The 12794-nt window shown below is 39.8% G+C and carries 9 protein-coding genes and 2 pseudogenes; 7 read left to right on the top strand and 4 right to left on the bottom strand.

Annotation, left to right across the window (positions count from 1 at the left end; all coding sequences use genetic code 11):
* The 4 genes from FTT77_RS16180 to FTT77_RS16195 all read left to right on the top strand — a co-directional run.
* A partial coding sequence (locus FTT77_RS16180) for a zinc ribbon domain-containing protein (protein ID WP_179994364.1) occupies positions 1–110 on the top strand: 110 nt, incomplete at its 5' end.
* 113 nt (positions 111–223) lie between these two features.
* The gene (gene purE, locus FTT77_RS16185) at positions 224–736 is read left to right on the top strand and encodes a 5-(carboxyamino)imidazole ribonucleotide mutase (protein WP_180027345.1); all 513 of its coding nucleotides are present in this window, start codon (positions 224–226) and stop codon (positions 734–736) included.
* Positions 737–752: 16 nt separating this feature from the next.
* On the top strand, positions 753–1874 hold the full coding sequence (locus FTT77_RS16190) for a 5-(carboxyamino)imidazole ribonucleotide synthase (RefSeq protein WP_168379845.1): 1122 nt from the start codon (positions 753–755) through the stop codon (positions 1872–1874).
* A 717-nt stretch (positions 1875–2591) separates the two neighbouring features.
* Positions 2592–3878 carry a lytic murein transglycosylase gene (locus FTT77_RS16195; protein ID WP_180109577.1) on the top strand — a complete coding sequence of 429 codons (1287 nt, stop codon included), beginning with the start codon at positions 2592–2594 and terminating at the stop codon, positions 3876–3878.
* 99 nt (positions 3879–3977) lie between these two features.
* On the opposite strand, the gene FTT77_RS16200 is transcribed toward FTT77_RS16195, so the two are convergent.
* The gene (locus FTT77_RS16200; RefSeq protein ID WP_180074487.1) at positions 3978–5105 is read right to left on the bottom strand and encodes an anhydro-N-acetylmuramic acid kinase; all 1128 of its coding nucleotides are present in this window, start codon (positions 5103–5105) and stop codon (positions 3978–3980) included.
* 63 nt (positions 5106–5168) lie between these two features.
* Here FTT77_RS16200 and tyrS point away from each other — a divergent pair, with 63 nt between their 5' ends.
* Positions 5169–6401, top strand: a complete 1233-nt coding sequence (gene tyrS / locus FTT77_RS16205) for a tyrosine--tRNA ligase (RefSeq protein ID WP_171262600.1) — start codon at positions 5169–5171, stop codon at positions 6399–6401.
* 493 nt (positions 6402–6894) lie between these two features.
* Here the strand turns inward: tyrS and FTT77_RS16210 are convergent, their stop codons facing one another.
* A complete protein-coding gene (locus tag FTT77_RS16210) occupies positions 6895–7536 on the bottom strand; it encodes a YitT family protein (RefSeq protein ID WP_180022985.1) in 642 nt (213 codons plus the stop codon).
* Between the two features lie 225 nt (positions 7537–7761).
* Here FTT77_RS16210 and FTT77_RS16215 point away from each other — a divergent pair, with 225 nt between their 5' ends.
* Positions 7762–8034 (top strand): hypothetical protein, encoded by a 273-nt coding sequence (locus FTT77_RS16215; RefSeq protein WP_180042222.1) that lies wholly within the window; start codon positions 7762–7764, stop codon positions 8032–8034.
* Between the two features lie 245 nt (positions 8035–8279).
* Here FTT77_RS16215 and FTT77_RS16220 read toward each other — a convergent pair.
* Positions 8280–9375, bottom strand: a pseudogene (locus FTT77_RS16220) (IS4-like element ISAba33 family transposase).
* A gap of 382 nt (positions 9376–9757) precedes the next feature.
* Here FTT77_RS16220 and FTT77_RS16225 point away from each other — a divergent pair.
* Entirely contained in the window at positions 9758–11377 is a 1620-nt protein-coding gene (locus FTT77_RS16225; RefSeq protein WP_180109593.1) for an oleate hydratase, read from the top strand.
* A 420-nt stretch (positions 11378–11797) separates the two neighbouring features.
* Here the strand turns inward: FTT77_RS16225 and FTT77_RS16230 are convergent.
* Positions 11798–12381 (bottom strand): annotated as a pseudogene (locus tag FTT77_RS16230) (IS4-like element ISAba33 family transposase); the annotation flags it as partial.
* Between the last annotated feature and the right edge of the window lie 413 nt (positions 12382–12794).

Below are 12794 nucleotides of genomic sequence, written 5' to 3' on the forward strand. Positions count from 1 at the left end.
AATGGGAGTGCATGAGCTGTGGTACAGCTCATGATCGAGATATAAACTCAGCTCTAAACATTCTTGCGCTTGGGCATAAGCGTCTAGCTGTAGGAATCACCCTCTTTTAAGGGGGTGAGGATGTCAATGAGATGAATTTTCAGTCTATAATACGGGGCTCTTATTAAAGCTTGGCTCTAGTCGAGATTTACTCTCTCTTACTTTAATCTCTGGAAACATTGCAATGAATGCGGCCGCTTCACAAGACACTCCTCTCGTTGGAATTATCATGGGTTCTCAATCGGATTGGGCAACGCTAGAAAACACTGCCAATATGCTCAAACAGCTTGGCGTCCCATTTGAAGCGGAAGTAGTATCTGCACACCGAACTCCAGATCGATTATTCGAATATGCCGAAACCGCACGTGATCGTGGTATTCAAGTGATTATTGCCGGTGCTGGCGGTGCTGCACATTTGCCAGGCATGTGCGCAGCGAAGACTGACCTGCCTGTACTTGGTGTACCGGTAAAATCATCGATTTTAAACGGCGTGGATTCATTGCTGTCTATCGTGCAAATGCCAGCAGGTATTGCAGTTGGTACTTTGGCGATTGGCCCAGCGGGTGCAACCAATGCAGCGATCATGGCGGCACAAATTTTAGGTTTAACGCGTCCTGATATCGCAAAAAATGTTGCAGATTTCCGCGCTGCGCAAACCGATAAAGTGGCGAGTAAAAATATTCCGGGTCAAGCTTAATTAAGGGGCATTTCTCATGGATAAAACCATTGGTATTTTTGGTGGTGGCCAGCTTGGTCGTATGATGGCGCAAGCGGCATTACCTTTAAACATTCAATGCACCTTCTTTGAAGCGAGTACCGACTGCCCTTCTGCAGCCCTAGGTCCAGTGATTTCGACCCAAGCTGAAAATGGCTTGCAAGATTTCATTCAGAGTGCAGATGTTTTCAGCTTAGAGTTTGAAAATACCCCGTTAGCAGATGTTGATGTGTTGACCAAGAACAAAGCACTGCACCCGCCGCGTCAAGCTTTAGCGATTGCACAGCATCGTTTGTCTGAAAAAGCCTTGTTTGATGAATTAGCTATTCCAGTTGCACCCTATAAGGCTGTGACGTCTTTAGAGAGTTTGGAAGCCGCTGTTGCTGAGCTGGGTTTACCCATCGTACTGAAAACATCGCGTGGCGGTTATGATGGTAAAGGCCAATTCGTGCTACGTAGCGCTGAGCAAATGGATCAAGCATGGGCTGAACTGGGCCCTGCTGGTGAATTGATTGCGGAAAGCTTTGTAACCTTCTCACGTGAAGTCTCAATCATTGCGGTGCGTGGTCAAGACGGTGATGTGAAAACATGGCCATTGGCGGAAAACCACCACCACAACGGCATTTTGTCGCATTCGATTGTGCCTGCGCCAAACAGCGCAGACTTACAACCAGTTGCGCAAGACTACATTACTCGCCTGCTCAATCATTTGAATTATGTCGGTGTTTTGACGCTAGAGCTGTTTGTGACCGATAAAGGCTTATATGCCAATGAAATGGCGCCACGTGTGCATAACTCGGGGCATTGGTCGATTGAAGGTGCAGTGTGTTCACAGTTTGAAAACCACATTCGTGCTGTAGCAGGTTTGCCTTTGGGTTCGACTGAAGTTGTTCGTCCAACGGTCATGGTAAACATCATTGGCCAACATCCGAAGTCTGAAGATGTATTGGCACTGAATGGCGCGCATTTGCATCTGTATAACAAAACAGAGCGTGAAGGCCGCAAAATCGGTCACATCACTTTAATGCCGAACGATACTGCTGAATTAACAGCTTTATGTCGTGCTTTGGCGAAAATTTTGCCGAATCCACTGGCACTTAGCGAAGATATGACCATTTAAACCTGAGTTTGAATGATAAAAAAGCGGTCATGCACATGGCCGCTTTTTTTATCGCTGTAGTTCGGGCATCATTGCGCCTCTTTGCAAAATCACACCGCTTATCGGTGAAACGACAAGAAACTATTGATCATAAAGTGTTCGTTCGTTTATAAATATTCTGCGCGAATCTTCGTATGGTTTTTTCCGTATCAATGGCCTGCGATGTGTGTGAATCAAAATCAAAAATAACCAATGTGTTTTGAATTCAAACCGTGTTTTTAAATTCAAACCATGAATTTGAATTCAAAAAATCCGATACCGAAAACAATGAATTCAAAGTTTATGAATTTAAATTTGAAAAAATGAATTCATTTCGTTGTGTTTAAATTTAAAAGTTGATCAGACTTATTGGATCTATAAAGAGAGTCTTTTAAGAACTATAATATTTTGATTATCAACAATAAAAAATGAATTGTCACGCCATTTTGAATTTGTGGATAACTTTTTCTACATGCAGTTTATTTTTAAATTTAAAAGTTTTGAATTTAAATTTAAACCGCTGTTTGGTTTGTAATGAATTTAAAATAAGGTTGTGGATAACTGCTTTTGAATTCAAATTTAAAAAATGAATTTAAATAAGTAGAAATTATGAATTTAAATTTACGTTTTGAACCTTTAACTTTTGCTTTGAGCTGCTATTGTTAAAGCAACAATTTAAATTCAAAAAAGATCAAGGGTATGAAGCATTACTTAGGATTTGTTTTCGGGACTGCTTTTTTGGCAATAACTCAGGCAAATGCCGAGTTGATTATTAATGGTCAGTCTGTCAATGCGTCGAGCATGCCTGCAACAAGCAGCATTTCACCACAAAATAACTTTCAAGGCTGTTTAGCCAATTTGCGCTCGCAAGCGATTAATGCTGGTGTGAATACGTCCACTTATGATCGTTATACACAAAATTTAACACCTGATTATTCTGTGATTGAAAAGCTCAACTATCAGCCTGAGTTTTCAACACCGATTTGGGACTATTTGTCAGGACTGGTGGATGAAGAGCGTGTACAACTGGGTCGGCAGAAATTGGCGCAGCATCGTGATGTTTTAAACCGTGTCGCAGCGGCTTATGGTGTACCTGCTGAAACCGTGGTTGCGGTTTGGGGTGTGGAGAGTAATTTTGGTGATATTGCGGGTAGCTATCCGTTATTACAGTCATTGGGCACTTTAAGTTGTGAAGGACGCCGTCAAAGCTATTTCCGTGGCGAGTTTTTTGCAGCCATGCGGATTTTGCAGCGTGGTGATTTAAATGAATCACAATTGAAAGGTTCGTGGGCAGGTGCATTTGGTCATACCCAATTTATGCCGAGCACTTATGAAGAACTGGCCGTCGATTTTGATGGTGATGGCCGCCGTGATTTGGTATCGAGCACCACGGATGCTTTGGCATCTACAGCCAACTTCCTGAAAAAGCGTGGTTGGCAAACTGGTCAGCCGTGGGGCTTTGAAGTAAAAATTCCCGAAGGAATGTCGATCAGTGGTGAAAGTCGCCGTAATAAAAAGTCATTAGATAGCTGGATGAATCGTGGTTTGCAGCGTGCCGATGGCACGCCGTTAATTCAAGGTAACCTTTCTGGATCGAGCCAAGCTGGATTAATGGCACCGGCTGGGCCAAGTGGGCCTGTATTCTTGGTGTTTAAAAATTTCGATGCAATCTACAGCTACAATGCGGCAGAGAGTTATGCATTAGCGATTGCGCATTTATCCGATCGCTTGCAAGGCAAGGGCGGCTTTAGTACGACATGGCCAACCGATGATCCTGGGACTTCACGTGCGGAACGACGTGAGATTCAACAATTTTTACTTAACCGTGGCTATGACATTGGTAAAGTGGATGGATTAATTGGAGATAAAACCCGTCAAGCCATACGACAAGAGCAAAATCGACTGGGTTTAAGCCCAACAGGTCGGGCGGGACAGCAGATTTTACGGGCTTTTCGTAATGAACATGCCAAGGCAATGATGAATTAAGTTTGAGCTATGCTTTGTATATAGTAGTCAATCTATATAAAAGCGTGTCTATATAAAAAAGGTCTGCAATTGCAGACCTTTTTTATATGTTTTTGACTCTTAAACCGCAGTGATTGTACCTAAGATACGATAGCCAGCAGCACCCGTCACACTTGGTAAATTTGCACTGAGTTGATTGACAAAGCGCATCGCCAACCAAGCAAAGGCCGTCGCTTCCACCCATGTTGGGCTTAAGCCTAAATCTGCGGTACTTTGCACCGTCCATCCATGTTTACGTAGACGCCAGCGTAGTTGTTCTAAAAGGTGCGAATTGTATGCACCACCACCACAGACATAGACTTCACCAGTATCCATATCAGAACGGTAAATGGCTTTTTTAATGGCACGTGTGGTGAGTTTCATTAAGGTTGCTTGAATGTTTTCTGGCGTATCTTCGAGTTCGTCATATTCGAGATCTCCACGCCAATCGAGAATCTGTTCATCTAACCATTCTAGATTGAAGTCTTCACGACCTGTACTTTTTGGCGGTTCTTTAGAGAAAAACTCATGCGCTTGTAAGCGGTCGAGCAGGCTGCGAATAGGCTGACCATAAGCCGCCCAGTTGCCATTTTCATCATACGGTTGACCAGTATAACGTTCGCACCATGCATCCATTAAAATGTTGGCAGGGCCTGTATCAAAGCCATAGACATTTTCAGGTTTGCCTGCAGGTAACATACTGACATTGGCGATGCCGCCCAAGTTTAAAATCACACGGTGAATGGTGTCATGTTGGAAAAGCGCTTGATGGAACGCAGGAACTAAAGGTGCGCCTTGACCACCCGCAGCCATATCGCGGCGGCGAAAGTCTGAAATCACAGGGATTTTAGTGAGTTCGGTAATAATATTGGGGTCGCCAATTTGCAGGGTAAAACCATGTTCAGGACGGTGGCGGATGGTTTGACCATGTGAGCCAATCGCCTTGATTTGACTACGATCTAGCTGATTCTTCTCGATCAATTCATTGATGCCATGACCGATCATTTGAGCTAAAGCAACGTCTGCCTTACCCATGCGATCAATTTCGTTATCATCAGGCAAAGTAAGTGCCATCAGTTCATCACGAAGGTCTGGGTCGAAGGGAAGTGTGAGCGTTGCATGAATCTCTAAAGGATCAAAAGAAGCAGCAACAATATCGACACCATCCATGCTTGTGCCGGTCATTACCCCAATGTAGATCGCTGTCATGATGATTCTTAAGCCTGCAATGTGCTGAAAAAGTGTTAGTATATCGCACAAATTGTATAACTGATCTATTTGGATTTTGTGATGTCAAATTTCCTGCCGGCTGAAGAACAACTTGCCCTCATCCAACGAGGCACACATGAGATTATTTCTGAAGAAGATCTTCTTAAGAAATTAAAGCAGAATCGCCCATTAAAAATTAAAGCGGGTTTTGACCCGACTGCACCTGATTTACATTTAGGTCATACGGTTCTGATTAATAAATTAAAAGTTTTCCAAGATTTAGGTCATGAAGTTTACTTCCTGATTGGTGACTATACAGCCATGATCGGTGACCCAACGGGTAAGAGCGCTACGCGTCCGCCGTTGTCTCGTGAAAAAGTTTTAGAAAATGCTAAAACTTATCAAGAACAAGTATTTAAGATTCTTGATCCAGCGAAAACTAAAGTTGTGTTTAACTCAGAGTGGTTTGGTCAAAAAACTGCTGCTGACTTGATTCAGTTAGCTTCACAGCAAACTGTGGCACGTATGTTGGAACGTGATGACTTCACTAAACGTTATAACAGCCATCAACCGATTGCGATTCACGAATTTTTATATCCATTGGTACAAGGTTATGACTCAGTTGCACTAGAAGCGGATGTAGAGTTAGGTGGTACAGACCAAACCTTTAACTTGCTGATGGGTCGTACATTACAAAGCCGTTATGACCAAGAATCTCAAGTGTGCATTACTGTGCCAATTCTTGAAGGTTTAGACGGCGTAAATAAAATGTCTAAATCTTTGGGTAACTATATTGCTGTATTTGATGCACCGGGTGCGATGTACCAAAAAGTGCTTTCAATGCCAGATGATTTGATCGAACGTTACTTTGACTTGTTGAGCTTTAAATCGATTGAAGAAATTCAACAGTTGCTCAAAGAAGTGGCTGAAGGTCGTAATCCACAAGAAGTGAAGAAAATTCTTGCACTTGAATTGGTTGAGCGTTTCCATGGCGCAGAAGCTGCGGCAAATGCGCACAAAGGTGCAGGCAACTTGATTACTGAAGGTGAACTTCCAGAAGGTACACCAGAAGTGACTATTTCTCGTGGCGCATTTGGTGGTGAGATTTTCATTACTTCTATTTTGCGTGAAGCGGGTTTGACTAAAAATGCAGCTCAAGCAAAAGATGCAATTGGTCGTGGTGCAGTGAAAGTGGATTGGGAAGTGGTTGATGCAGGTTATGCTGTGTCAGAAAACAAAACTTTGATTATCCAAGCGAGCAAAAAAGCGATCGCAAAAGTAACTTTTACCGACTAATAAATTCTTGAATTTTTAGTTAAGTTATTGAATTAAAAGCAGGCTTCGGCCTGCTTTTTTTTACCAATTAATATATTAATAATATAAATAAGCAAATTCAAAAAAAACCTTATAAAAACAACACTTAAATTTTGCCAAATGTGTTGCATTTCTTGAATTTTATGTATAAGATTTATTCATCTAGAGAGATATATACCATCTAGAGGGTACATAACGATAGCTCCACTTTTTATAAGTCTCTTCCCCAAGGGACTCTTTTTTTAGTGAGTTAACAAATAACTATAATAACTACACGATGGATCGACTAAAGATTCAATTCTAAGGGAAAGATTTTGGGAGAGATCTTTCCCTTTTTTATTTGTAAAATTGAGCTATTCCTTTCAAAAATCACATTCATTTCTGTATTAAAGACTTTAATTGCGCCAGAAAAAAAGCCCGATTCAATCGAGCTTTAAAATGTCTTTACTCAGATAGATGTTCATGGAGCTTGGTTTTAGGGCTTAGAGCCAAATTGAATGAAGCTTAATTTAGGTAAAATCCGCTTGACTAAAGTCCCCACTAAAAGTGCGGTAATAATGGTGCCTTCACGTACTCCGATGACTTGATGTAAGACTAGCCAACTGCTGATAACCGCAATACTGACCAAGACAATGTCGCCATAGGTTTTACAGTTGCCAAAATCAAGGCGATAACGAATAGCAATGGCTTGATAGAGACCTTCTGCGGCTAAGAGGACTAGACTGGCTTTGACCACTAAGCTCACACCTAAAGCGGTAATCAGGCAACTTGCCAAGCAAGCCAGGAGTTGAAGTGGGTAACTTTCTATGCTCCAGCCTTGGGTGAGCCACATTAAACCGTCAATAAATGCACCAAACAAAATTCCCACGGGTAATTGCAGCCATTGTATCCACTGAAAGCGTGATTTTAAGATCAGCATTTGCAGCAGGATCATGACGATGTGCATCAATACTGTTAATGTGCCGACGGTGAGTGGAAAGATATAGCTAAAGCTGTAGGGCACCGAGGAAATAGGGGATGTCCCTAAATTTGAATGTATAGAGAGTACGACACCAAAAGCCAATAATCCTAATCCGCTTAATAGTAAGAATAAGCGTGGAAAAAACTGTGTTGGCATCCTGCACCTAAAAAATAAAAAGAGTGTACGTAAAACGCAGCCTGCACTCTATGCGTCTAAAGCCCAAAAATAGTGGCTTTTTATGACTGTGATCGTTAATAGTGATTATTCAAATAAAATAGGCTGTATTTTTATCAGCAAAAATGACTAAGCATGTAATTAAAATGATTTTTGCAAAAACAGGCCTTATGGAACAATGGTCAAAAATCAAAAAAGAGCAACAACATGGCGTATTACAATACCGATAATCATGATGAACAGATTGATCGAATCTTGAGGTATTTATTTGACTACCAAACTACACAGCATAAAAGAGCATTATTTTGTGAGGCGCAGCAACAATTACATGATTTGGATATCGCAGCACAGTACCAACTATTTGCATTGGTACGAGAACAACTCCCTCGGCGTGCCAAGCTGCTATTTTCTGCCGAGGATTTCAGTGGAAAGCAACAAGTCATCTTGGAAGTCATGCAACATTTAGCATATGAACGTTAAAAGAATGTTGGTAAATATAAAAATGCAAGCTAAAAAATGTCTATGAAGCTTGAATCGGTGTGATGACACAAAAAAATGATGTGCTTTGAGGAAGAAAAGTAGACTAATGATTAATAAATAATCAAAGTCACTTTTATTAGACTTAAAAGCGCTGAAAAAGATTTGCTAGATATAAGAAATTTACTTAATTAAATATCGACTATTTGCTAAATATTTATAAAAAATGCCTCTGTACACGACAAATTTCATAGGATCCTTGTCCTATCAGGCTTTTTCTTTCTTAAAATTGCTAGCACTTTCTTAAATTCTTCTTTTTTTCCAAAACCAATCAAACGTAGAATAGCCATTTGAACATAGTCCAAACCGTAGCGAAATAAACTTACTGAAAGTCGTCCATGCTTCTTTATTTTTATCGCTTTTTTCCGATCATGTTGCCATTCACCTGTTAAATAGCACCAACAGAAACCGATAGCTAGCACTGCTATCAATTTCTTGACTCGTCTAGGGTGGGTCTGTTAAACGAGTATTTTCAAGATTGAATCCACGTCCTTTGAGACAACTAAATAACGTTTCGATTTCCCAGCGTAATGCATAATCACGAATAGCAGAAGCATTAAACATAGGAGAAACAACAAGTAAAAGTTCTCCATCTTCTAATCGTAGCGCACTAATATACAGTTTCACTCGACCAACCCAAATACGTCGTTTACGACATTCAGTTTGACCAACTTGAAGATGACGAAATAAATCACTAATTTTATGATTCTTGGCTAAGTGATTGGTCACAATAAAGTTTTTTTAACACGTATACAGAAGTTAATGTCATTTTCAATTAACCATGTAAACCATTTCTCACCGATAAATTCTCTGTCTGCAAACACATTCACAATACGATCTTTACCAAAAATGGAGATAAAGCGTTGAATCAAAGCAATACGCTCTTTTGTATCTGAATTTCCACGTTTATTGAGCAATGTCCAAACAATAGGTATCGCTATTCCACGATAGACGATGGCTAACATCAAGATATTAATATCTCGTTTTCCCCATTTCCAATTAGTTCTATCCAAAGTTAATTGGACTTTATCGAATGAAAATATATTGAAAATTAACTGAGAAATTTGACGATAATCGAAATACTGATCTGCAAAGAAGCGTTGTATACGTCGATAAAATGATTGTGGTAAGCACTTGATGGGTAAGGCTTTAGATGCAGAAGAAAGATTACATGTCTGTTTTTACAATTAATGCAAGCATAATCAGTGTAAAACATTTTGCATGTGACTTGTTCCACTTTAGATATTTGTTTAAGATGAGATGTAACTCATTGAAATGTGTCATCATATTCGTCGTCAGAAAACAAGTACTATGCCATTATTTCAATGAGTTATCTTTTTTGTCGTGTACAGAGATATTTTTTAATGATAAATAAAAAGCCTATTTTTAAAGAAATTTAGCATACGGCATAGTGAAAACAACAATAGAGCAATTACTCAACAATAAACATTAACATCAATTATTTAGATCATATTCAATTTTAATAAAAAGACAAATGTGTATTAAAAATAGCCATCATACGTCTATTTTTGATTACAAAATATAATGAGGGGATTGCTTCCCATTTCATACATTTTTCATATATAAAAAGACATACTATTTTTAAGGTTTTTCTAAACCAATTTTTTTACTTCATAATTTTTAACATCATAATTAAAGGTGAACCATGCAAAATAAGAAGCGCACCCCATTAGACGCGCAACAGTCCCATCTTTGGATTATTGGTGGTGGTATCGCAGGTATGGCTGCTGCTGCATTTGCAATCCGTGATGCCAAAGTCCCTGCCAAAAATATCCATATTTTAGAAGAACTCGATATTTCAGGTGGTTCGATGGATGGTGGACATACACCGCATGCCGCGCAAGCTTGGGTAACACGTGGTGGGCGAATGCTGACCGATGAAACTTATTTGTGCCTATGGGACTTATTTTCCAGTATTCCATCTTTGGAAAATCCAGACATTTCGGTGCGTGAAGAATGTCGTGAGTTTAATGAAAAAGTGAAAACCCACGCCAATGCACGGTTGATTGATGCCGAACATGTCATTGCGGATGCAGCAAAGCTTGGTCTGAATACGCTACATCGTGCACAGATGCTGCGCCTATTAGCTTCAAAAGAAGAAAAAATTGGCAGTCGCCGCATTGATGAGTTTTTTGATGAAACCTTTTTTGAAACCAATTTCTGGCGCATGTGGCGCACGACTTTCGCTTTTCAAAAATGGCACAGTGCAGCAGAGTTAAGACGCTATTTCTTGCGTTTTATTCAAGAATTGCCACGCATTCATACCTTAGCGGGTGTGAAACGTACCAAGTACAACCAATATGACTCGATGATTCTGCCCCTACAGCGTTGGTTAGTCGCACAAGGCGTCGATGTGCGTTTTGGACACTATGTCACAGATGCAGACTTCATTACCAATGCTGAAACTCAAGAACGCTACGCTTCACGCCTATATGTACAATTGCCTGAAGGCTCAGAGCAAATTAATCTGAAAGCCAATGATTTAGCTATTTTCACTTTAGGCTCTATTACAGCAGACTCACGTTATGGCGGTAATCATGACGTGCCTGCCCTTATTCGTCATCGAGAAGATCATGGCTGGACGCTTTGGGAAACGCTGGCACAAAAAGCCCCAGACTTTGGCCGTCCAATGACTTTTTATGGCAATGTCGATGAACATAAGTGGGAGTCTTTCACTCTGACCATGAAAGATGACGTGCTACTTAAACGTATTATTGACTATACAGGCAATGAACCAGGCACAGGCGCACTCATGACTTGGTATGAGTCGGGTTGGCATTTATCCATCGTGGTTCCTGCACAGCCACACTTTGCCGACTTACCTGAAGGTTTATATACCTTATGGGGCTACGGTTTCCAAATTGACCATATAGGCGATTACATCAAAAAACTAATGTCCGAAGCCACGGGGCAAGAAATCCTAACAGAACTGATTAAACAGCTCGGTTTTGACGACATTTTAGATCATGTTTTGGCAACGACTGATGTTACTACCGCCATGATGCCATACGCCTCTGCCCTATTCGCCTGCCGTAAACCGGGGGATCGTCCACAGGTAATTCCACAAGGCTCACAAAACTTTGCTTTCCTTGGACAGTTTGTGGAAATTGAAGATGACGTGGTCTTTACTGTGGAATATTCAGTTCGTGGGGCGATGCTTGCCATTTATGAATTTTTTGGGGTGGAACGTGAAATCCCTGAAATTTACAACGGTCTACTTGATCCCAAAGTGGGTTTAAAAGCTTTAGAAACAGTGTTCCACTAAGTTTTTAATATATAGCGATAAGAGCACCTTTATGTCGCCACTATTACATAGTTTAATTTAAGCAACGTTTGGATACACGAGTGTGGCAGGGATGCCACACGTTATCCATCATAATAGGGATGTTATGTATGGGTAACAAAGGCTTTTGCTTTCTTTTGGCTTATCAAAAGTAAGGGTATTGCCTACACAAACACCTTTTATACTTTATTGAAAGTTGAGGCCGTGTACGCACCTAATTTTAAATTGGATAAAAAGAAAAATTAGATAAAACTTTATATCTCATTCGTAAATAAATTGACTAATCAACATAGGAAAAACATCTCCACGTTTTAAATAATACTCCGAAACTGACTAAGTGCTTTTCTATCTTTTTCTCATGATTTTAGATTTCATAAAAATTACCTCTGTACACGACAAATTTCATAGGATCCTTGTCCTATCAGGCTTTTTCTTTCTTAAAATTGCTAGCACTTTCTTAAATTCTTCTTTTTTTCCAAAACCAATCAAACGTAGAATAGCCATTTGAACATAGTCCAAACCGTAGCGAAATAAACTTACTGAAAGTCGTCCATGCTTCTTTATTTTTATCGCTTTTTTCCGATCATGTTGCCATTCACCTGTTAAATAGCACCAACAGAAACCGATAGCTAGCACTGCTATCAATTTCTTGACTCGTCTAGGGTCTGTTAAACGAGTATTTTCAAGATTGAATCCACGTCCTTTGAGACAACTAAATAACGTTTCGATTTCCCAGCGTAATGCATAATCACGAATAGCAGAAGCATTAAACATAGGAGAAACAACAAGTAAAAGTTCTCCATCTTCTAATCGTAGCGCACTAATATACAGTTTCACTCGACCAACCCAAATACGTCGTTTACGACATTTAGTTTGACCAACTTGAAGATGACGAAATAAATCACTAATTTTATGATTCTTGGCTAAGTGATTGGTCACAATAAAGTTTTTTTAACACGTATACAGAAGTTAATGTCATTTTCAATTTCGTCGTCAGAAAACAAGTACTATGCCATTATTTCAATGAGTTATCTTTTTTTGTCGTGTACAAAGAAAAAATGCTTAAAAAATAGGTAAAAGTGCAATTTTTTTAGCAAAAACGCTTATAAAAAATACATACGTGAAAAATATAGTGAATTGGGGGTTGCAATGATTCTGAAATGCTCTAGAATGCACCCCATACCGACGAGATAGACGGAAACGAACGAAACGCGAAGCGTTGAATTGTTAAGTTTATCGAAGTCCAGCTTCTAGCATTGACGAGATGTTAGAAAGATCATTAAGAGATTATGAAGAACAACTTGTGTGGATTTTTACTGATTGATTGATCGAAATTATTTTCATTGATTGATGGTAGAAATTACTCGAAGTTTATTTGAGCAAATTTTTGTCAGTAATT

The organism is Acinetobacter sp. YH01010 (assembly GCF_013420775.1).
Lineage (GTDB): Bacteria > Pseudomonadota > Gammaproteobacteria > Pseudomonadales > Moraxellaceae > Acinetobacter > Acinetobacter amyesii.

Excerpts from the sequence above, each read along its gene's own strand:
- purE (WP_180027345.1), top strand. The coding sequence starts at position 224 with ATGAATGCGGCCGCTTCACAAGACACTCCTCTCGTTGGAATTATCATG.
- FTT77_RS16195 (WP_180109577.1), top strand. The coding sequence starts at position 2,592 with ATGAAGCATTACTTAGGATTTGTTTTCGGGACTGCTTTTTTGGCAATA.
- FTT77_RS16190 (WP_168379845.1), top strand. The coding sequence starts at position 753 with ATGGATAAAACCATTGGTATTTTTGGTGGTGGCCAGCTTGGTCGTATG.
- FTT77_RS16200 (WP_180074487.1), bottom strand. The coding sequence starts at position 5,105 with ATGACAGCGATCTACATTGGGGTAATGACCGGCACAAGCATGGATGGT.
- FTT77_RS16215 (WP_180042222.1), top strand. The coding sequence starts at position 7,762 with ATGGCGTATTACAATACCGATAATCATGATGAACAGATTGATCGAATC.
- FTT77_RS16225 (WP_180109593.1), top strand. The coding sequence starts at position 9,758 with ATGCAAAATAAGAAGCGCACCCCATTAGACGCGCAACAGTCCCATCTT.
- FTT77_RS16210 (WP_180022985.1), bottom strand. The coding sequence starts at position 7,536 with ATGCCAACACAGTTTTTTCCACGCTTATTCTTACTATTAAGCGGATTA.